We start from the raw sequence: 23,269 nt of genomic DNA on the forward strand, positions 1-23,269 counted from the left end.
ACAAAGTATCACAACAATAAAGATCTCACAAGCATATTAAATATATTAATAGTAACTCTACACCGTCTTAAAGAAGAGTCTTATATGACTTTCCCGAATAAACGACAACAGAAATCAATCATGTTATGCTTATTGAATTAAAAAATATAGATATTGCTCATAGAGATAAAACGCTCATAAGTAATGTAGAATTCTATGTAGAAGAAGGCGAATTTGTCTATATCATTGGTAGCGTTGGCTCAGGGAAAAGTTCCTTGCTAAAAACTCTTTATGGTGAACTTCCCATCACCAAATCTAACTCAGATGAAGTTATATCCAACATCTTAGATGTTAATCTATTAACTGTAAAAAGTAAACACTTGCCTGAGCTACGCCGACAACTGGGAATTATCTTTCAAGATTTTCAGCTGTTACATGATAGAACTATTGGTGACAATCTTGATTTTGTACTCCGTGCCACAGGCTGGAAGAAAAAAAACGAACGATCTCAACGCATAGAAGAAGTTCTTAACTTAGTAGAACTCACTGATAAAAAAGATAAATTTCCACATGAGCTTTCTGGTGGTGAACAACAACGCATTAGTATTGCTCGTGCACTTTTAAATAAGCCGCGTATCATTTTAGCCGATGAACCCACGGGAAATCTTGACCAAAATACAGGATACAAAATTGTACAAATACTGAGAAACGTATGTGAACAAGGAACAACAGTTTTAATGGTAACTCACAATCTTAACTACCTTAGTCGCTTTCCTGGTATTGTATATCGAATAGAAGGTTTTTCCATTAAAGATGTAAGTAACGAATATAATACTCCTATAGAATTAGATTAAAGCAGAATTATGAAGATACAGAAATTTGGTGGTACCTCAGTAGGTACTCCGCAGCGAATGAAAGAAGTATGCAACCTCATTACGCAAGAGAAGGGAAATATCGTAGTATTATCAGCTATGTCTGGCACGACAAATAGCTTGGTAGAAATTGCAGACTATTTCAAAAAAGGAAATCCAGAAGCAGCTAGTGGAGTCATTAATAGGCTCCGCTCCAAATATGCACAGCATATAGAAGATCTTTACTCTTCTGAAGAATCGAAACAACGGACACTGAGCTTCCTTGATGAAGAATTTACTCTTCTTCATTCTTTTGCATGTGTATCTTTTACTGATACTGTAGAAAAAACAATTGTTGCACAAGGTGAAATTATTAGTACCAATATGGTCACTAACTACCTCACTGAACAAGGAATAAAAGTAAAACTTCTTCCTGCACTATCTTATATGCGACTTAGTGAAAATGGTGAGCCAGATCTTCCATATATTAAAGAACATTTGAGTGAGCTTTTACAAGCTAATCCTGCGGATCTTTATATTACTCAAGGATTTATTGCTCGCAATGCAAAGGGGGATATAGATAATTTACTACGTGGTGGGTCTGACTATACTGCATGTCTAATTGGAGCCGGATTGAAAGCTGAAGAAATTCAGATTTGGACAGATATAGACGGCATGCACAATAATGATCCTCGGGTTGTAGAAAATACAGAAGCAGTTCGCCAACTCAACTTTGAAGAAGCTGCTGAATTAGCTTATTTTGGAGCAAAAATTCTTCATCCTACTTGTATTCAACCAGCTCGCTATGCAGGCGTCCCAGTAAAATTACTAAATACAATGGACCCCAAGGCTCCAGGAACAGTTATCAACAATGAGATGATGCCTAATAAAATTAAAGCTGTCGCAGCAAAAGATAATATTACCGCTATCAAAATTGTTAGTTCACGTATGTTACTGGCAACAGGATTTCTCTCAAAAGTTTTTGAAATCTTTGAAACATATAAGACTAGTATCGATATGATTACAACATCCGAAGTTGGTGTATCTTTGAGTATCGACAACAAGAGCCAACTAACTCAAATTGTTGAAGAACTCAAAAAATACGGTACAGTTGAAGTAGATGAAGAGATGTGTATAATTTGTGTTGTTGGCGATCTACGTTGGGGGAACGTTGGCTTTGAATCCCGCGTCTCTGAAGCAATGGCCAATATACCAGTACGCATGATTAGTTATGGTGGTTCCAACCACAACATATCCTTCCTTGTGCGCGAACAAGATAAGAAAAATGCACTGATTGCTCTCAGCGCAAAACTCTTTAATTAACAATATGCAAAATATGCCATTTCCTATAGATTGGTTTCAGCAGCAAACAACTCCTTTCTACTACTACGATTTTAGAATTCTTCAAAAAACATTGGAGGCAGCAAAAAAGGCTGTAGCGGAAAACAACAACTATCATTTACATTATGCTGTTAAGGCCAATTCTAATCCACAAATTCTAAAAAAGATTAGCCAAGCTGGACTTGGAGCTGACTGTGTAAGTGGTGGAGAAATAAAAGCAGCTCTAGCTGCAGGGTTTCCAGCTTCTAGCATTGTCTTCGCAGGAGTTGGAAAAGCCGATTGGGAAATAAAACTTGCTTTAGAAGTACAAATCAGTTGTTTCAATGTAGAAAGTATCCCTGAACTATACGTCATAAACGACTTAGCTGCAGAGCAAGGAGTAAAAGCAAATATTGCATTCAGAATTACCCCGAACATAGATGCACATACAAACTCAAAAATTACAACGGGACTCAGAGAAAACAAATTTGGAATAGCGATGGAGGATATGGTTTTTGCTGTTAAAGAGGCCATATCTCTCCCTCATATCAATTATGTAGGACTACATTTTCATATTGGAAGCCAAATTCTTGACATTTCCCGCTTTGCTGTTTTATCTGAACGTATTAACAAACTTCAGGATCAATTAGATGCAGAGAATATTAAAACATCAACTATAAATGTTGGAGGAGGATTGGGAGTTAACTATGAATATCCTGATGAGCATCTCATTCCAGACTTCAAAAAATATGTTGATACATTTCGTCAAATTCTCAAATTGCGATCTGGACAACAGGTACATTTCGAATTAGGCCGTAGCATAGTTGCACAATGTGGTACTTTAATTAGTAGAGTTCTATATGTAAAAGAAGGGCACCACAAAAAGTTTCTCATTCTTGACGCAGGTTTTACAGATCTCATACGACCAGCCATGTATAATGCTTTTCATCTTGCGCAAAACCTGACAGCAACTACAAAAAAAATAGAGAAATATGATATCGTAGGCCCCATTTGCGAAAGTAGTGATATATTTATAAAGGATTTCTACATGCCTGAAGGCAAACGCGGAGATCTGATTGCCTTTCGTTCTGCAGGTGCCTATGGGGAAATTATGGCGAGCCAATATAATTGTCGCTCACTACCAAATAGTATCGTCTCAGAATAGCACCTAGAAACTTTAGCTTTCACAAGCTTTTAAAAAAAATATTCTGATAAAAGACAATATATTTATTCGTACATTTGCTCAAACAATCTATTTTTTATGTTTATACAAAAATTTCTAACTCGATTTGGAAGATACATAGAATTGATGGGACGAACTTTTGGACGCCCCGACAATTGGAGAATGTTCGGAAAACAATACCTAAAAGAGATGGCTCAACTTGGAGTTGATTCCATTGGCATTGTCTTGCTAATCTCGTTTTTTATAGGTGCTGTAATTTGTATTCAAATCAAACTGAATATTCAAAGTGCTTGGATGCCATTATGGGTATCTGGCTACGTAACTCGTGAAATTATGTTGCTAGAATTCTCTAGTAGTATTATGTGTCTTATCCTCTCAGGAAAAGTAGGTTCCAATATTGCTTCTGAGTTAGGCACAATGAGAACTACACAGCAGATAGATGCGCTTGAGATTATGGGAGTTAATTCGGCTAATTACTTAATCTTACCTAAGATTTTTGGTCTCTTAACTATGATGCCTTTCTTGGTAATATTTAGTACTGGGAGCGGTATATTGGGCGCTTACTGCACTGCGTGGATTGGTCATATAATTACAGCATCTGACTTAACGGCAGGTTTACAACACGACTTTGAAAGTTGGTTCTTTTGGATGGGAGTCATAAAGTCGCTATTTTTTGCATTCATCATCTCAAGTGTTTCATCTTTCTTCGGATATACTGTAGAGGGTGGATCTATTGATGTAGGCAAAGCATCTACTAATGCTGTAGTTTCCAGCAGCATGTTAATTCTTTTCTCAGACCTTTTCTTAACACGACTTCTTTCATGATAGAACTACAACACTTATACAAATCTTTTGAAGATAAAGACGTATTAAAAAATATTACTACGACTTTTGAAAATGGTAAGACAAATTTAATAATTGGCCAAAGTGGCTCAGGAAAGACTGTCCTGATAAAGTGCACTGTAGGCCTCTTTTCTCCAACAAAGGGAGATATCATCTATGATGGACGCTCTTTCGTAAATATGAAAAAGACAGAACGTGCGTTACTTCGCCGAGAAATGGGTATGATCTTCCAAAATGCAGCATTGTTCGATTCAATGCCTGTCTTGGATAATGTAATGTTCCCATTAGATATGTTTTCAAGCGAAAATTATGCACGGCGAAAAAAGCGTGCTGAATACTGTCTAGATCGCGTAAATCTATTAGATTCAAAAGCTAAATATCCAGATGAAATTTCTGGAGGAATGCAAAAACGTGTAGCCATTGCACGCGCAATTGCTATGAACCCTAAATATCTGTTTTGTGATGAACCTAATTCTGGCTTAGATCCAAAAACATCTTTGGTCATTGATGAACTGATTCATAGCATTACGCAAGAAAGTAGTATCACAACTATTATCAATACTCACGACATGAACTCCGTAATGGGAATTGGCGAACACATTCTATATATTTATAAAGGACATAAAGAATGGGAAGGGACAAAGGATGAAATTATAAATTCAGACAACGAACGCTTAAATTCCTTTGTCTTTGCATCAGATCTTTTTAGGAAAGTAAGAAACGAAATGACAGACTCTAACAAATAAATTATTTTCTGACAAAAGAGAAACTTAAAAAGGTACAATCTCAAAAAAGACTGTACCTTTTAATTTTGTCGCTATTCTTCTTACTTTACTTTAGCAACAATTGCTTTGAATGCAGCAGGATTATTAACAGCAAGATCTGCTAAAACTTTGCGGTTAATTTCAATACCTGCTTTGTGGAGATTACCCATCAATTGAGAATAGGAAAGTCCCTCAAGACGTGCAGCAGCATTAATTCGCTGAATCCAGAGAGCACGGAAATTACGTTTCTTTGAACGGCGGTCACGGAAGGCGTATGTAAGACCTTTTTCCCAAGTATTCTTAGCTACAGTCCAAACATTTTTGCGAGCACCATAGTAACCGCGAGTGAGTTTCAGAATTCTTTTACGTCTTGCTCTAGATGCAACGTGATTTACTGATCTTGGCATTTTTTTAATTCTTTTTGGAGCTTAGCGCCGCATAACAGTAGTTATCGGTCTTTGGAGCTAAACAACCGGTTAAACTTAAAATGAACTAATTTTAACGGAGGCAAAGAAGTTCGCGAACTTGCTTCAGATTTGTCTTGTCAGCGATTGCGACATGAACAAGATTACGCTTTTGTTTCTTTGTTTTCTTTGTCAGAATGTGACTGTGATAAGCGTGACGGCGTACCACTTTACCCGTTCCAGTAAGAGCAAATCTTTTCTTTGCGCTGGAATTAGTTTTTACTTTTGGCATTGCTTTTAATATTAAATATATAAAATTAATAGGCGGCTGAGTGATATACCAAACACAGCGCGCACTTTCTTTAGTTAAAAATCTTCACCTTCTATTTTGGGACCAGTATACTCCTTCTTAGCCTTTTGTTGTGGAGCCTTACGTTCAGCCTTATCAAATAAGTCTTCAGACTTAGTAGTCTTTTTCACTGGTACCTTTTTGGGAGAAATAAAGATAATCATTCTTTTTCCTTCCAATACTGGCATTTGTTCGACCTTACCAAATTCTTCTAGATCATTGGCAAATCGAAGAAGAAGAACTTCTCCTTGCTCTTTAAACAAAATAGAGCGTCCACGAAAGAATACATAAGCTTTCACCTTATTACCTTCTTCAAGAAAGCCTTTGGCATGCTTCAACTTAAAATTATAATCGTGGTCATCTGTTTGCGGCCCGAAACGAATCTCTTTTACTTCCACCCGCACTTGCTTAGCTTTTAATTCCTTTTGGTGCTTCTTTTGTTGATAGAGGAATTTGCTATAATCAATAATACGGCATACTGGAGGCGCAGCATTGGGCGAGATTTCAACCAAATCTAGACCTTTTTGCTCCGCAAGTTGCAACGCTTGACGAGTAGAAAGAACCTGACTCTCTATCTCATTACCAACAATGCGTACCTCAGGGACTCTAATCTGCCTGTTAATGCGATACTGCAACTTATTCTTGTCGTTCTTCAATTTACTAATATTGATGTTAATATTGAACTATGGGTACTATTCTCCCAAAGCGGTTGCAAATTTATAAAAGAAAAAGAGAAGGACAAAGCATTTCTTTATTTTTTTACCTTATCCTTCTCGTATATAGCTATTTCTGTTCTACAGATAAGTTACTTATAACAAATTTTCCTTTTCTTTGACTACCTCTGCAAGAACAAATTGACCAAATTCAGAAATTGACATAACTCCTTTGTCACCTTCTCCCTGCCGACGAACACTAACTTTTCCTTCAGCAGCTTCTTTCTCTCCAACGATCAATAAGTACGGAGTATGTTTTATCTCATTATCACGAATCTTTCTACCAATTTTTTCGCTACGGGAATCTGTTTCACAACGAATTCCTAAATTTAGTAACTCATGACGAATATTCTCCGCATAATCATTAAACTTATCCGAAATAGGTAGAATAACACATTGCTCAGGAGTTAACCACAGAGGGAACTTACCTGCAGTATGCTCGATAAGGACAGCAACGAAACGCTCTAAAGAACCAAAAGGAGCACGATGTATCATCACAGGACGATGTTTCTTGTTGTCCTCGCCAGTATACTCGAGTTCAAAACGCTCAGGAAGGTTATAGTCTACTTGAATTGTACCCAACTGCCAACGACGCCCTAAGGCATCTTTCACCATGAAATCAAGTTTAGGTCCATAGAACGCAGCCTCACCAATTTCTTCATGCACATTAAGTCCTTTTTCTTTACAAGCCTCTCGAATAGCATTTTCACTTTCTTCCCAAATCTCATCAGAACCAATATACTTCTCTGTATCTTTGGGATCACGCAGCGAAATCTGAGCCTCATAAGTTTCAAAGTTGAATGTTTTGAAAACCTTCAAGATAATATCAATGACTGATTCAAACTCTGCCTTTACTTGGTCTGGGCGTACAAAAATATGAGCATCATCTTGAGTAAATGTACGCACACGCGTCAAGCCATGGAGCTCGCCACTCTTCTCATAGCGAAACACAGTACCAAACTCTGCAACACGAAGGGGTAAATCTTTATACGACCGTGGCTTGCGAGCATAAACTTCACAATGATGAGGGCAGTTCATAGGCTTAAGCATATATTCTTCATCTTCTTCGGGAGTATGAATGGGCTGGAATGCATCTTTCCCATAATGATCATAGTGTCCCGAAGTAACATAGAGATTCTTACCTCCAATACCAGGAGTTATCACCTCTTGATAGTCGTATGGTCTCAAGAGACTTCTCAACATTTCTTGCAATCCCAAGCGCAATTGAGTCCCCTTTGGCAACCAAATAGGTAGTCCTTTTCCTACGCGCTCAGAGAACATAAAGAGTTCCATCTCTTTACCAATCTTTCTATGGTCACGCTTTTTTGCCTCCTCTAAAAGAGTCAGATACTCTTCAAGCATCTTTTTCTTGGGGAATGTGATACCATAAATACGAGTCATCTGCTCGCGTTTCGCATCACCACGCCAAAAAGCACCTGCAACACTCATTATCTTAACAGCTTTAATTAAGCCTGTTGAAACAAGGTGTGGACCACGACAAAGATCTGTAAACTTACCTTGAGTATAAGTTGTAATTGTCCCATCCTCCAAGTCTTGATCAATGTGTTCACATTTATAAACTTGGCCATCCGCCTTGAACTCTGCAAGTGCATTTTCCTTGGAAACTTCTTTACGCACAACAGGCTCGTTCTTTTTTGCCAATTCCAACATCTTAGCTTCAATCTTGCTAAAATCATTTTCAGAAATTGTCTGCCCGTCTGCTGGCATTACATCATAGAAGAAGCCATTTTCTACAGCTGGACCAAAACCAAACTGAATACCAGGATATAATTCCTGCAAAGCTTCTGCCAACAAGTGGGCCGATGTATGCCAAAATGTATGTTTACCCTCTTCGTCGCTAAACTTATAAAGCGCAATCGTAGCATTCTCCAAGATTGGACGATTCAACTCTACAGTATCTCCATTCACACTGCAACTAACAACATCGCGTGCTAGTGCTGGAGAAATGCTTTCTGCAATCTGAAGTCCCGTTACGCCACTTTCATATTCACGGACAGAACCATCCGGAAAAGTAATTTTAATCATATTACGCATTTTTATTCATTTCTGCAAAATTAGGTCAATTGTACAAAAGTACAAAATTTAGCTTCCATAAATCAAGATATTTCTGTATTTTACCTAGAATTTGTTTTTCCCAAAAAGCTTTTATCAACGAATAGCTAAGTTTTTCCGATACTCTCCATAAGACAAAGATTCTACATACAAACTAGGCAATCAGATTCAAGATAAAATCCAATTGCCCAGTAGATTATCTTATATGTTCCACGTCTGTCTACTTAATAAACACTTTCCGTCCATTCTGAATATATAAGCCATGAGCTGGGTGCTGAACTTTGCGACCTTGGAGATCATATACTCCCTCTAGATTCGTTTGGAATACTTCAGTAGAGGCAATTCCTGTCTGAACTTTTCCATAATCGAAACTCACAAGTCCATTATTTACTGCAATATTATATAAATGAGTCTTGAAACGCCCTATATAAGCAGACGCCCAGCGAGAATATAGAAGGTTATCGGTAAAGAATTCAGACGAGTTTGTGGTCCCCGGAAAAAGATCGTTTTGATAGCCTGCCCACGATGCAAGATAAATTCCTGACTTATTACCATCAGCTGGAACATAAGTAAAACGCGGATGATCTGTAATATTATTCAAAATATTAGCCACCCACGCAGACTGATTATAATCAACATGTGTAATCAGCAACCCTGTCCCCATAAAAGAAGGATACCAGGTGTCCACTTGACGATTCTCCAATAAGAAATATTCCTTGTCATTAACAGGATTTACAATGCGATAACATGAAACACTATCAGCAGATTCATTTGCAAAACTATAAAGCTTGTATTGAAGAGAATCTTTAAGATCCACTACACGTTGCCAACCCAAAACAGAACGCTCATAGGCATTATAACCAATCGGTCTATAGCCATTATAGGCATATTGTCCATAATCCATCACGCTCCAATAGTCCATATTTTTAATGGTATCACCTTTCTCGTCAACAATTTTTCCCCGAGTATTATAAAAGTCAGGTAAACCAAGCGCATGGCCAAATTCATGAACCATAATGCCCATTCCTGCAAAAACCTGTTTTCCAGAATAGACCTTAGATACAAACTGTGGATTTGTTTCATTGCCCACATAATATGAACCTACCTTATATCCATTGATCTTGACTTCTTGGGCGTCAAGGGAACGAAAATGCGGCCAAAGATAATCCTGAGAACCACTTATGCGTTCTGTATTATGTTCTCCCATTCCTGCAAAAAAAATTCCGACTAGTGGGATTTTCCCATCAACAAGAAACTGAGAAAAATCAACACCTGCAGCATTAGCCTTTTCCAAGACCTCCTGAACAAACTCTAAGCATCTTGTATCTCGATGTCCGTTTTCATCAGCTCCATAATGAGCATAGCCAGCTCCCACTTCAACTTTTGCAACAATCACATAATTCGGAGTAAAAAGGCCTTTACTTTGCGAAATAAAGTAATCACGAACACTACCCTTACAATACTTTTCATCTTTATATCCAGGCTCATTAAAGAAGCGAGTAAGCTTTTCCTTAGTCGTTGTAGATTGGAATTTCGTATCCGCAAACTCTACCATAATTATAGGAATTTTGGGAGAGCCAATACTCTTAACTGCGCCTTTTCCTGAGACTCCATAAGTTCCTAAGCCATTAGAATTTACAGTAGCAAATGTTTTTTTCTCAATTCTCTTCGGTAGAATTTGATTTGATAAAGCGTCTTCACTTAATGCAGATTTAGCGACAAAATGCTGTTCTTCCTTATTTCTATTATTTACGGAATGAGCTACAACCAGAGATGATTTAAATCCATCTTCCGAAGAGATAGCATAGCAAAGGCTATTATTTTGCGAATTATAAAATAATACTTTACCATCCTGTGTAAGATAATATATCAAGGATTCTTTAGATATCGATACAACAGAAATCTCACTACCATCTGCTTGTTGATATATGAATGCAGGACGAGTGGGAATATTAGCCAAAGATGTTATTGCCAAGAGTAAAGAGACAATAAAAAGACAAAAAAACCTATTCATGATCAATGTATTTCGAAATACTTACCGATGCCAAAATTATGAATTTCATTTCATAAAGCAAAATTTTTATATAAATGAGCCAAAAATGTGTTTAAATGATAGTTTAAACCAGAGCAATACACCAGACGTATAATTTCCCAAAGCATATTTTAAAAGAACTCAGACAACGGCATAGTATTACGATAGAAACACCATAATCGATATTTATAGAGTTATGAGGGCACTTTATAAATTTTTTAGCACTCAGCTTTATTACAATCGCTTAAGTTCTCTTTATATTGTTTCTATAACCACAAATGCATCTTTCTTAAGTTCACTTCCAAATATCTCCTATTTCTCTTTACCTTCCACTAGAATTTTACTTGCCTCAAAGAAAACGATACAATAAGGCTGCCAACTGATATCCCTATTGCATCAGTTGGCACAATAAGGAAATTCTTAAACGTTATAAGGAAATTCTTAAATACTGCTCTGTACTGAAAAAGGCATATCAAATGAACAAAAGGAGATTCCTTTTCTTTGAAGACTAGGAAAAGTTTTTTATTCTGTTCGGATAGCCTTGGCTGGTTGGATTCTACTTATCATAAAACTTGGCCCCAGCATAGCTAGTAATGTTATCAACACAGTTGCAACATTAAGCAATAGGATTATTCCAACATTTACATCTACAGGAACTGCGGATACATAGTATGTCGCAGGATCCAACTTTATCATTCCAAACTGATATTGAAACCAAACTAAGATTAATCCTACAGTATTGCCAATGAGAAGACCACGCCCCACAATCATCAAAGCATACAATAAAAAGATATGTCGAACTCGAGCGTTTGTTGCTCCCATAGCTTTCAATATCCCTATTGTATTGGTCCTCTCTAAAATCAAAATCAACAGCCCACTAATCATTGAGAAAGCTGCAACAAGGGCCACAAGAATCAGAATAACCCAGATATTCATATCCAAAAGTCCTAACCAATTCAACACGCTAGCAGTACGTGGGTTTTCAGTTAAAGGTAGCACATAATAAGATTTTGACTGATTATCTGGAAGATTCTTTAGCAAAGTTCTTACTTGAGAGGTGGCACTAGTCATAGTTTTCATATTATTCAATCGAACTTCCAAGCAACTAGTTTGAGTTGTATTCCATCCATTCAATTGATTAACAGAGGCTAGATTTGTTAAAACAAATGTTTTGTCAAACTGTTTTAAGTTCGTTTGATATATTGCTGAAACTCGAAAGCGGCGCATCTTCACAGTGTTCTCAAAGAAGTATGCAAAAACTCTATCGCCCACGCGCAGGTTTAAGGCATCGCTCATCATTTTTGAGATAATAATATCATTCGAAGGAGTACTATTACTCAGTTGTGGCATTTTACCAGAAATTATACTTTGAGCAATGAAAGAGGTATCATAGTCCTCCCCAATTCCTTTTATACTCACAGCTTGAAAATCATTGTCAGTTTTAAGTATTCCCATTTTCTCAGAAAAATACTGAACTTTCTCTACGTTTGGAAGATGAGAAATTTTAGAAATCAGCTGTGGATTAACAGATATTGGATAGCTTTCAGGAGAACTAAAAGAGTTTATATCCAATATCTCTATATGCGAAGCAAAGCCCGTGAGCTTATTTGTTATTTCAAATTTGAAGCCACGAACAACACATACACTTAATATCATCACAACCAAGCCTAATGCAACACCCAAAGTTGCAATATGAATGGCAGGAACAGATGCCTTCCGTTTTCTTTGCGAATTATTTCTAAAGAAACGATTGGCTAAAAAAAGATTCATAACTTAAACAGACTCTTTTCTTTTATTATTTTAGATTATAACATTCCAAGGCTTTACGAAGTATCAATAGAGCTCGACTCAGATCCGCATTCTTCAAAACATAAGCTATTCGAACCTCATCACCCCCCGCATTTTGCGTCACATAGAATCCAGCAGCCGGCGCCAACATTATAGTTTCTCCCTCGTACTCAAAATCTGTTAGACACCAAGCACAAAACTTCTCAGCATCATCTACTGGTAGCTTAGCAACCGTATAGAAAGCCCCCATCGGTATAGGAGAATATACACCAGGAATCCTATTAAGTCCATCTATCAAACACTTGCGTCGATCCACATAGTCTTCATAACAAGCCATACTGTATTCTGGTCCTGCATCCATAGAAGCCTCGGCAACAATCTGTCCTAAAAGAGGAGGGCTCAAACGTGCCTGACAAAATTTCATTACGGCTTCACGTACCTTTTCGTTCTTTGTAATTAATGCTCCAATACGAATACCACATTCGCTATAACGCTTAGAAACGGAATCAATCAAAATAACATTTTGTTCGATGCCATCAAGATGAAAAGCACTTATATAGGGGGAGCCTGTATATATGAATTCTCTATAAACCTCATCACTAAATAAATACAGATTATACTTACTAACTAAATCCCTGATTTGATTCATTTCACGACGCGTGTACAAATACCCCGTTGGATTATTGGGATTGCAAATCATTATTGCCTTAGTATGCTGATTGATTAGCTTTTCAAATTCTTCCACTTTAGGTAAAGCAAATCCTTCCTCTATCGTGGTCGCAATCGTTTTAATTTTAGCTCCTGCAGCTATTGCAAATGATTTATAATTTGCATAGCCGGGTTCTGGCATTATAATTTCATCTCCTGGATTCAAACAAGTCATAAAAGCAAAAAAGACAGCCTCTGAGCCCCCGGTAGTTATTATTATATCGTCTGGAGAAAGAGATATATTATACTTGCTATAATAATGAGTTAATTTCTCTCTATAGGAAAAAAAACCTTCACTTGGACTGTATTCTAACGTTGTACGGGTGACATGCTTTAACGCCTCTAAGCCTTCTTCGGGAGTCGGTAAATCTGGTTGTCCAATATTTAGATGATACACTTTGATTCCACGAGCTTTCGCTTGCTCTGCTAAAGGTGCCAATTTACGTATAGGTGACATCGGCATCATCTCTGCACGGTGTGAAATTGTTAGCATAATTAAATATTTATATTATTCAGGCAAATGTACAAATTATTGCCTTATGACACAAATTTCACAAATATTTTAATCTGTTGCAGCACTATTGTCAAGAATCCTAATAGAGAAGGATTTCTCAAAAACATTTGCTATTATGAATATTTTTTAAGAATATTGCAGAAGAAACGATAGAAATCACACTAAAAGAAGTATTTTCTCTCAACACCGTTAAAATAAGCGATCCATTTCACACACTTAAAAGATAAAATGTTAGATTCGTATGAAAAAGATTATTGTAGTAATTTTCTTATTTTCTTTTCTTTCATCTTTTGCTCAGAGTTATAAACCAACACAAGAAAATATTCAATCCAGGAATGATTTTGCAAACGATAAGTTCGGCATTTTCCTTCATTGGGGATTATATTCTATTTTCGGACAAGGCGAATGGTATATGACAAATGAAAATATAGATTGTCATGAATATGCAAAATCGGCACAAGCGTTCTACCCGCATAACTTTAACGCAGAGAAATGGGTAGAGGCAATAAAAGCAAGTGGAGCAAAATACATAACATTTACAACTCGACACCACGACGGCTTTTCTCTGTGGGACACGAAGCAGAGTGACTACAACATTATGAATACTCCGTACGGCAAAGATATCGTAAAGGAATTAGCAGATGAGTGTCACAAACAAGGTATTTCCTTACATCTCTACTATTCACTTCTTGACTGGACACGAGAAGATTACCCGTTAGGAAGAACAGGACTCGGCACCAAGAGAATACATGCATCAAAGACAGGAAACTGGCCCAGTTATCTAGCATTTATGAATAATCAACTGACAGAGCTTCTTTGTAATTATGGTAATATCAGAGCTATTTGGTTTGACGGATGGTGGGATCATGACGAAGATTCTATTCCTTTTAATTGGCAGTTTAATGAAATTTATGATAACATACACCGCCTACAACCTCAATGCTTGATTGGAAACAATCATCATCAGCACCCTTTCGAAGGAGAGGATATTCAAATCTTTGAAAGAGATGTGCCAGGGGAAAACAAGGCAGGATTATCAGGACAAACGATTGGAAGATTACCCCTCGAAACATGCCAAACGATGAATGGAATGTGGGGATATAAAGTAAAAGATCAAAACTATAAAAGCCCGAAAGAACTTATCCAACTACTTGTCAAAACAAGTGGAAAGGGAGCAAATCTCCTCCTTAATATTGGACCACAACCAGATGGAAGTTTACCTGATACAGCACTCGCTAGATTAACCCAAATAGGAATTTGGCTCAAAGAATATGGGGAAAGTATTTATGGAACAAGTGCAGGTAATTTTAAACAAGGAGACAGCATCGTTTCAACTCAGAGAGAAAACATTCTCTATCTTCACTTTTTAAACGAAAAAGGATCTAGGCAAGAGATGTCCATTCCGATCTCCAAGAGAATCAAAAAAATCACCGCATTAAAAGAGAACTCAAATATACCTTTTAGACAGAGAAATGGAATCTTAAAATTTAAGATAACTATTCCTAAAAACAATATAGATTATATTCTTCGCATTGAATAAACAATAAAACGGCCCTTAAGCCGTTTTTTGTATAATTAAGCACTACAACGAAAAAAATGATTGAATACATAACGGGGAAAATAACAAATTTGACTCCAGCAGAAGCTGTCATAGAAACTACAGGCATAGGATATTTATTTTTTATATCTCTCAACACATACTCCTCACTTCAAGGTAAAGAAGAAGGAACGTTGTATGTACACGAAGATATTCGCGAAGATACTCACAATCTTTTTGGCTTTTACTCCACCTTAGAACGAGATTTTTTTCGTCTCTTAATTGGAATTAGTGGAGTTGGAGGGCAAACAGCACGCATGATTCTCTCTGCTTTTACTCCTAAAGATCTTATTGGAGTTATTCAGAGTGATGATGTTCGAAGTCTTAAAAGCGTGAAAGGAATTGGACCAAAGGCAGCACAACGAATTATCGTAGAATTGAAAGATAAAGTAATAAAATTTGAGAGTTCGTCCTCATCTACCGCCAAACGAACAAACATCACTGCCGATATTGAAGAAGCGATAGGAGCACTCCAAACTTTAGGTTTTTCACCAGCCTCAGCTCAAAAGGCTGTTATTGAGATTTCAAAAGAAAACCCGAGTATAACAGTTGAAGACATTATTAAGCTAGCACTAAAAATGCTTTAATTCTAAACATAAGGACGTTTTACTTTGAAACATCAGACCGCTAAAATAATCATTACTTTACTTGCTATAGTAACAACTTCTTTTGCAGCAAGAAATGCTATACCTCTTTACTTTGATGCTAAAACGATTGTACAAAAAGCAAACAACGAAGTAGAGCACAGCTTGTATGATATACCTGCAGACACTATCCATTTTCCTGTAAAACAAACAGTTCAACAGAATTTAAAATCTAAAACCTCCTCTTCCACAGATCTAAAAGATCCAGAAAACTTAACTACAGGTATTTTCTACGATGAAAATACTGGAACTTATCAGTTTGGAACAAAACTGGGAGAGAATTGGATATCTACTCCACTTATGATGACAGAGGAAGATGTCAATTCATCTTTCATCCATCAATCCTTTCGAGATTTTTTCCGTAAGAAGAATGCAGAAGACGCACAAAGTAAAGGAAAGGAGAAATTTGACTTCACTGATATGAAATTTGACTTAGGGCCCGCTAGCAAAATATTTGGCCCTGGAGGAGTTAGAATAAAAACGCAAGGAACAGCTGAATTAAAACTAGGCGCAAACACTCGTGCCGTTGATAACCCTTCTCTTTCTGAAAGAAATAGAAAGGTCTTCGGCTTCGACTTTGATGAAAAGATAAACCTTAGCGTCAATGGGAATATAGGAGATAAAATGGGTATGGAGTTCAATTATAACTCTGATGCCACATTTAACTTCGATGCTCAAAAACTAAAGCTCCAATATGAAGGGAAAGAAGACGAAATAGTCAAGCTTATTGAAGCAGGAAACGTTTCAATGCCCACAAATAATTCTCTAGTACGTGGTGCTACTTCTCTTTTTGGTGTACGCACAGATTTACAATTTGGAAAGTTAAAGCTTCAAACAATACTTGCACAAAAGAAGAGTTCTACACAAAGCGTAAAGTCAAATGGAGGTGTACAACTTAGCAACTTTGAATTTAGTGCGGACGATTACGACGAACGCCGTCACTTCTTTTTAGCGCATTTCTTCCGAGACAACTATGACAAAAATATGGCACAACTGCCTAATATTTTAAGTGGTGTCACTATCAATCGAGTAGAAATTTGGGTAACCAACAAAACAGGACAAACGACAAATACACGAAATATTATTGCTTTTACAGACTTAGGTGAAAACATACATACCAAGAACTCTCTATGGAGCAGAGGAAGCATCGTAAATCCTTCTAATAATTCTAATACACTCTATTCTACACTAACTAGTAGTCTATCTGGAGCACGAGATATTGCTACAGCAACAACCATACTAGATGGATATGGGTTAAGAGGAGGGACTGATTATGAAAAATTAGAATCAGCTCGCCTCCTTAGTCCCTCAGAATACATTCTAAATAAGACGCTCGGCTACATTTCATTAAAAAGTACTCTACAAACAGACCAGGTTCTCGCAATTGCCTTTGAATACACTTTCAGAGGCACTAGTTATCAAGTGGGTGAATTTTCAACCGACATGAAGAACTCTTCTAGCTGTCTCTTTGTAAAGTCTTTAAAAAACACAGCCAATACTCCTGAGCAAGGAAACTGGGACTTAATGATGAAGAATGTGTATTCTTTAGGAGCTAGTAATGTACAGAAAGATAAATTTAGACTCGATATCAAATACCTTTCTGATACCACGGGCGTATATCTCAATTATCTTCCCATCAGCGGACTAAAAGATAAAAAAATTATTCAGCTTATTGGTTTAGATCGTTTAGATAATAACAATAAACGGAATCCTAATGCTTATTTCGATTTTGTTGAGGGATATACAATAGATTCTGAAAATGGACGAGTGTTTTTCACTTCTGTAGAACCCTTTGGCTCCAATCTAGAAAAAGTAATAGGTAATACTGCAATTGCTAAAAAATTTGTCTTTCAAGAACTTTACGATTCGACAAAGACAATAGCAAAACAGATCGCAGAAAAAGATAAATTCTTAATTACAGGCCAATATAAAGCATCACGCGAAGATGAAATTTCTCTTGGGGCTATCAATGTTCCAAGAGGTTCTGTCATCGTCACAGCTGGCGGAGCTCGACTTGTTGAAGGTTCTGACTATACCGTAGATTATTATTCTGGTACAGTAAAGATTTTAAACAAATCTTTATTAGACGCAGGAACTCCTATCAATGTTTCGTTGGAAAGCGATACAGAATATGGTTTGCAACGTAAAACGTTATGGGGATTAAATTGGCAGTATGATTTCTCAAGGAATTTCATGTTAGGAGGAACTGTAATGCACCTCAGTGAAAAGCCGCTAACTACAAAGGTCTCAATGGGCTCAGAAGCTCTCAATAACACCATATGGGGATTAAATGTGGCGTATAAGAATCAGAGCCAATGGCTGACAAATCTCTTTGACAAACTTCCTCTCATACATCTGACCGAGCCAAGTTCTATCAATTTTTCTGCAGAATTTGCACAGCTTATAGCGGGTAAAAACAAAGGAACACAAGGTAACGCATCCTATATTGATGACTTTGAAAATACCAGTAGCAATATAGATATTTCTAATCCCAAAGATTGGGTCATTTCCAGCACACCTTCTATGTTTAGCGAATCTCAGCTAAACAACGATATTCGCTATGGTTATAATCGTGCGTTAATTGCATGGTACTACATAGATCCTCTTTTCACTCGACGAAACAGTTCACTAACTCCTAGCTATATCAAAGGAGACCTTGCACAGCTCTCTGATCCAGATGTACGTGAGGTCCCTAAATCTGATCTTTTCCCCAATAAAGCTGTCGACACACGTGAAAGTAACTATTTGAATATTTTTAATATAGCCTATTATCCTTCTGAACGTGGGCCTTATAATTTAGATCCAAATCTGGATATTAATGGACACTTACTCAATCCTAAACAACGTTGGGGGGGACTGATGCGCTCGTTGGATCAGACAGATTTTGAAACATCTAATATTGAGTACATTGAATTTTGGCTACAAGACCCCTTTATCAAAGCCCGCCAATCAGGGACGACATTTAGTGGGGACCTTTATTTCAATTTGGGAGAGATTTCAGAAGATATTCTGAAAGATGGCAAAAAATTCTATGAGAGTGGTATGCCTATAGATGGCAATAGCTCACTTTATACCGAAACTGCCTGGGGACGTATTCCTTCACAAACGAGCGTAACCTACGCATTCAATACAGCAAGTGGTGCCCGCGAAAGACAAGATGTAGGATACAATGGACTTACGTCTGCAGAAGAAGCTACATTTCCTGCATATCGTCATTTTTTAGATGCAATTAAAACACGTGTATCTGCAAGCGTCTATGAAAGTATTGCAGCAGCACCTTCTGCTGACAAATATCATTATTTTCGCGGTTCCGACTACGATAAAGAACGTAAAACAATTCTGGAAAGATACAAATACATTAATAATCCTAATGGTAACTCTGCTGATGCCAACAATTCACCTGAATCATATTCGACCGCTTATAAGACAACTCCAGATGCAGAGGATATCAATGCAGACTATACCATGAATGAATACGAAAAGTATTACCAGTACCATGTTAGCATCTCACCCAATGATATGGTTGTAGGTAAAAACTTTATCGTGGATTCTCGTGTAACAAATTCAAAATTGAGAGATGGAAGTAGTCCTGAAATAACGTGGTATCTTTTCCGAATCCCAGTAGAGAGCTACGAACGTAATGTTGGAGGTATCAGTGACTTTTCTAGTATTCGATTTATCCGAATGTTCCTTACAGGATTCGAAAAACCTGTAGTCCTTCGATTAGGCACATTCAACTTAATACGTGGCGACTGGAGAGCCTACGAGCAACCTCTTTACACAAATGGGATGGCTACCGGAAGTGGCACTCTCGAACCAAGCAGTGTAAACTTTGAAGAAAATAATGAGAAGCAACCTGTCAACTATGTTATCCCTCCTGGTATAAGTCGTGTTGTAGATCCTGGAAATGATCAACTGCTTCAAAATAATGAACAAAGTCTAGCACTTACGGTTCGCTCGCTCTCTTCAGGAGCAGCCAAGGCTGTATATAAGAATACAAATTTGGATTTGCGCAAATACAAGCATATTCAAATGTTTAGCCATGCAAATTCTCTTGCTGGTTCTCCCCCTGTTTCCAACGGGCAAATTAGTATATTCATTCGTTTAGGTTCTGATTATAAATCTAACTTCTACGAATATGAAATACCATTGACCGTTACGCAACCAAAACTATATCCAAACTCCAATGCCGGTGCACTTCAAGTATGGCCCGTAGAAAACATGCTGGATATAGACCTCACAACGCTTACTATGGTTAAACGTAATCGAAACAAACAGAAATCTTTGGGTTTAGCATCTTATGGGCAGCTCTATTCTGAATATGATACGAATAAGCCCGCCAATAAAATCAGTATTATGGGTAACCCAACATTAGGAGATATTCGCACAGTCATGATTGGTGTGCGCAATAATTCTCGTGATGTTCAAGATGTAGAAGTTTGGGCAAATGAATTACGTCTGCAAAACTTTAACAATAAGGGAGGATGGGCTGCACAAGCTGCACTTAACATTAAACTGTCAGACCTTGCAACTGTTGATCTCAGTAGCCACGTAGAAACAGAAGGCTTTGGCGGTATAGAGGAAAGTGTTTCACAACGTCGTGACAATAATCTCTACGAATACAATGTGACAACCAATGTCCAACTCGGGAAACTTCTTCCCGAGAAAGCAAAATTAAATGCTCCCTTGTATTATTCGTATTCAAAGGAAAAGACTGTGCCTCATTACAATCCTTTGGATTCAGATATGCCTATGGACGAAGCTCTGCGAGGTTTAACAACTAAAACAAAGAAAGAAGAACTAGAAGCTATTGCAGACAAGGTAGTAAAAAATAGAAACTTCTCACTAACTGGAGTCCGGTTTAATATAACAACACCCCATCATCCCATGCCGTACGATCCTGCAAACTTCTCTTTTTCCTATGCACATTCCAGTAGAGAAACAACAGGAGAAACTACCGCTTGGGAAAAAGATCAAAATTGGAAATGGAATATCAATTACAACTATTCACCCAATTATCGAACTTTTGAACCCTTCAAAAAGTTCATCAAAAGTCGCAGTCAATGGTGGCAAATCTTTAAACGGTTTGGGCTTAACTATCTTCCACAGAACATAGGATTCAATTCGGATATTACACGAGCATATTATGAATTGCAAGAACGCGACTTAGAGAATCTCGACAATCAATCTCTTCCACTTACCTGGAATTCAGATTTTCTGTGGAATCGTTCTTTCCAACTTCGCTGGGATCTCACAAAGAACCTACATCTAAATTTTAATTCAGGCACTAATGCAGAAATCGTACAACCTTATACAGCTGTAAATAAGGACCTGTACCCCGATCGATACCGTGCTTGGAAGGATTCTGTATGGCAAAGTCTTAGAGGATTCGGTACTCCACTCAACTATGCTCAAAGTTTTGATGTCTCTTGGCGGTTACCAATCAATCTCATACCTCTTTTTGATTGGCTTACTCTTGACGCGTCCTACAAGTCAAGCTATGCTTGGGTTCGTGGTACAGAATTAGAAGATGGAACTTCGTTAGGTAACACCATCAATATGGGTCGCGACATTAGTGCAAATGCACGACTCAACATGGAAACTCTTTATAATCATATCCCATTCCTAAAGAATGCTAATCGCAAATTCTCTGCATTAGGAAACTCCCGCCCTAACCAGCAATCTAAAAAGAATAATGAAAATAAACCTAAAAGTTTTGAACGCGAAATCCAACTGAAAACAGATACTACGGTAACCGTCCAGCATAACCAGAAAACAAAGAAATTCACGCTAACTGCACTATCAGAGGACGGTAGGCGTATAAAACTCCAGTATAAAATACTTGATGCTGATCGTATCTTAATCCTCACACGCGATAGTGCGAAGATCAAGTTAACAGTCACACCAAAGAAAAAAGCACAAGATAAAGCTTTTTACGACGTAGGCCAATATGTAGCGCGAGGTTTAATGATGGTCAGAAACGTTAGCGCCAACTATAGCAATAAATATAATATGAGTTTACCAGGATTCTTACCAAACATTGGTGACTTCTTCGGTCAAGCATCTAATAAAGGATTGCGTCCAGGTCTTGATTTTGCTTTTGGTTTAATAGATGATGACTATATTCGTCGAGTAGCCGATCGAAATTGGTTACTTATGTCTGACTCTATTATTACGCCTGCCACTACTAGTCTCACTGAAGATTGGCAATTCCGTGCGACACTTGAGCCTTTTCGTGATTTCAAAATAGATCTTACTGCGACTCGCAATACAAACCGAACTCGCAGCATACAATACATGTATAGTGGAATGCCAATAATTCAAACAGGCTCATTCACTCAAACCACAATATCGATTAATTCTGCCTTTGAAAGTTATGGAAATGCTCGTAATGGCTATAACAGTAAAACATTCCGCAAGTTCCTAGCCTCATTACCAGCATTTAGAGAACAGGTAGAATCACAATATATAGGTTCTACATACCCTAGTGGTAGTTCACTGAGCGGACAAACCTTCAACTCTGCAAATGGTACAGTAAATTCCTACTCCGCAGACGTAATGATTCCTGCATTCCTCAAGGCCTATACAGCTTCTTCAGATAGATTACAATTATTTCCTACTCTGCGTAAGATTCTTCCTAATTGGAGCATCAGCTATGGTGGTCTATCACGTCTCAATGCAATGAAGAAAGTTTTTAGAAGCTTCAATCTAAACCATTCTTATAAGAGTATCTTTAGTGTGGGAGCTTATAATTCCTATACATCATGGATGCAATACATGGGTCTACTCGGTTTCGTTAACGATGTTACAACAGGACTGCCAACGCCAAGTTCTCAATACGATATTGCTGTTGTTAGTCTCAATGAAAGCTTCTCTCCACTCATCGGTGTTGATATGACTTTCTTAAATAACCTTTCGGCACGTCTAGAACTGCGTAAAACTCGCGTAGTGGCGCTCTCTATGACCAATCAACAAATCAATGAGTCACGATCAAACGACATTGTTTTAGGTGTCGGGTACAAGGTTAATAATCTTAATCTCTTCCAGTCGAAGCGAACTATAAAAAGTAAGCATCGCCGTGGAACTGCAGGAAACAAAGAAAATACTCAGCAAACTACAGCGAATATCGGAGGATTTAGCAATGATCTTAACATCCGTTTTGATTTCTCATTTCGCAACCAAGCCGCACTTAATCGTGATATTCTCACGGGATTAACACAAGCAACCAGCGGGAACAAATCGTTGCAAATAAGTTTCACGGTTGACTATACTCTTTCTAAGTTCCTCACACTAACGGCCTACTATAATCGACAAACTAATAATCCATTACTCACGTCAAGTTCCTACCCAACAACAACTCAAGATTTCGGTCTAAGTTTTAAGTTCTTACTTAATCATTGATAATTGGATAAATAGCAACAATACTCAAAACTAGGAAAGAGTCACATTGTCCTTCTATTGTGAGACTTCTTTTGTTCTGTAAAATAGACAGAACTGAATGTTTCTT

15 protein-coding genes are annotated in these 23,269 nt (G+C 37.5%); 8 read left to right on the forward strand and 7 right to left on the reverse strand.

Translation table 11 applies throughout. The features are described 5' to 3' along the window. Positions 1-125 precede the first annotated feature (125 nt). The 5 genes from ACO4R2_RS07545 (at position 126) to ACO4R2_RS07565 (ending at position 4,922) form a co-directional block, all read left to right on the forward strand. Positions 126-833 carry a cell division ATP-binding protein FtsE gene (locus ACO4R2_RS07545; RefSeq protein ID WP_311490484.1) on the forward strand — a complete coding sequence of 236 codons (708 nt, stop codon included), beginning with the start codon at positions 126-128 and terminating at the stop codon, positions 831-833. Positions 834-842: 9 nt separating this feature from the next. Continuing rightward, positions 843-2,153 (forward strand): aspartate kinase, encoded by a 1,311-nt coding sequence (locus ACO4R2_RS07550; RefSeq protein WP_347719110.1) that lies wholly within the window; start codon positions 843-845, stop codon positions 2,151-2,153. A 13-nt stretch (positions 2,154-2,166) separates the two neighbouring features. Beyond that, on the forward strand, positions 2,167-3,315 hold the full coding sequence (gene lysA, locus ACO4R2_RS07555; protein WP_484769769.1) for a diaminopimelate decarboxylase: 1,149 nt from the start codon (positions 2,167-2,169) through the stop codon (positions 3,313-3,315). 96 nt (positions 3,316-3,411) lie between these two features. Further along, on the forward strand, positions 3,412-4,158 hold the full coding sequence (locus ACO4R2_RS07560) for an MlaE family ABC transporter permease (RefSeq protein ID WP_315090744.1): 747 nt from the start codon (positions 3,412-3,414) through the stop codon (positions 4,156-4,158). After that, the gene (locus ACO4R2_RS07565; RefSeq protein ID WP_311490478.1) at positions 4,155-4,922 is read left to right on the forward strand and encodes an ABC transporter ATP-binding protein; all 768 of its coding nucleotides are present in this window, start codon (positions 4,155-4,157) and stop codon (positions 4,920-4,922) included. The genes ACO4R2_RS07560 and ACO4R2_RS07565 overlap by 4 nt, the downstream gene beginning before the upstream one ends. A gap of 80 nt (positions 4,923-5,002) precedes the next feature. On the opposite strand, the gene rplT is transcribed toward ACO4R2_RS07565, so the two are convergent. From rplT to ACO4R2_RS07600, 7 genes are all read right to left on the reverse strand, one after another. Next, positions 5,003-5,347 (reverse strand): 50S ribosomal protein L20, encoded by a 345-nt coding sequence (rplT, locus tag ACO4R2_RS07570; RefSeq protein ID WP_311490477.1) that lies wholly within the window; start codon positions 5,345-5,347, stop codon positions 5,003-5,005. A 91-nt stretch (positions 5,348-5,438) separates the two neighbouring features. Further along, positions 5,439-5,636: a 50S ribosomal protein L35 gene (gene rpmI, locus ACO4R2_RS07575; RefSeq protein WP_311490476.1), complete on the reverse strand. Its 198-nt coding sequence runs from the start codon at positions 5,634-5,636 to the stop codon at positions 5,439-5,441. A gap of 74 nt (positions 5,637-5,710) precedes the next feature. Next, positions 5,711-6,349: a translation initiation factor IF-3 gene (gene infC / locus ACO4R2_RS07580; RefSeq protein ID WP_311490475.1), complete on the reverse strand. Its 639-nt coding sequence runs from the start codon at positions 6,347-6,349 to the stop codon at positions 5,711-5,713. Positions 6,350-6,502: 153 nt separating this feature from the next. Next, positions 6,503-8,452 (reverse strand): threonine--tRNA ligase, encoded by a 1,950-nt coding sequence (thrS, locus tag ACO4R2_RS07585; RefSeq protein WP_347719107.1) that lies wholly within the window; start codon positions 8,450-8,452, stop codon positions 6,503-6,505. Positions 8,453-8,699: 247 nt separating this feature from the next. Further along, positions 8,700-10,493 carry a M6 family metalloprotease domain-containing protein gene (locus tag ACO4R2_RS07590; RefSeq protein ID WP_484769770.1) on the reverse strand — a complete coding sequence of 598 codons (1,794 nt, stop codon included), beginning with the start codon at positions 10,491-10,493 and terminating at the stop codon, positions 8,700-8,702. 540 nt (positions 10,494-11,033) lie between these two features. Beyond that, entirely contained in the window at positions 11,034-12,281 is a 1,248-nt protein-coding gene (locus ACO4R2_RS07595; protein ID WP_311490472.1) for an ABC transporter permease, read from the reverse strand. A gap of 25 nt (positions 12,282-12,306) precedes the next feature. Beyond that, positions 12,307-13,500, reverse strand: a complete 1,194-nt coding sequence (locus tag ACO4R2_RS07600) for a pyridoxal phosphate-dependent aminotransferase (protein ID WP_484769771.1) — start codon at positions 13,498-13,500, stop codon at positions 12,307-12,309. Positions 13,501-13,762: 262 nt separating this feature from the next. Between ACO4R2_RS07600 and ACO4R2_RS07605 the strand changes: the two genes are divergently transcribed. From ACO4R2_RS07605 to sov, 3 genes are read left to right on the forward strand one after another with little or no spacing between them, the layout of a single operon-like run. Then, complete coding sequence (locus ACO4R2_RS07605) at positions 13,763-15,061, forward strand: alpha-L-fucosidase (RefSeq protein ID WP_484769772.1); 1,299 nt, start codon at positions 13,763-13,765, stop codon at positions 15,059-15,061. A gap of 56 nt (positions 15,062-15,117) precedes the next feature. Continuing rightward, the gene (gene ruvA, locus ACO4R2_RS07610; protein WP_484769773.1) at positions 15,118-15,705 is read left to right on the forward strand and encodes a Holliday junction branch migration protein RuvA; all 588 of its coding nucleotides are present in this window, start codon (positions 15,118-15,120) and stop codon (positions 15,703-15,705) included. A 24-nt stretch (positions 15,706-15,729) separates the two neighbouring features. Continuing rightward, complete coding sequence (gene sov, locus ACO4R2_RS07615) at positions 15,730-23,163, forward strand: T9SS outer membrane translocon Sov/SprA (RefSeq protein ID WP_484769774.1); 7,434 nt, start codon at positions 15,730-15,732, stop codon at positions 23,161-23,163. Positions 23,164-23,269 lie beyond the last annotated feature (106 nt).

The sequence above is a fragment of the Alloprevotella sp. genome (assembly GCF_057240785.1).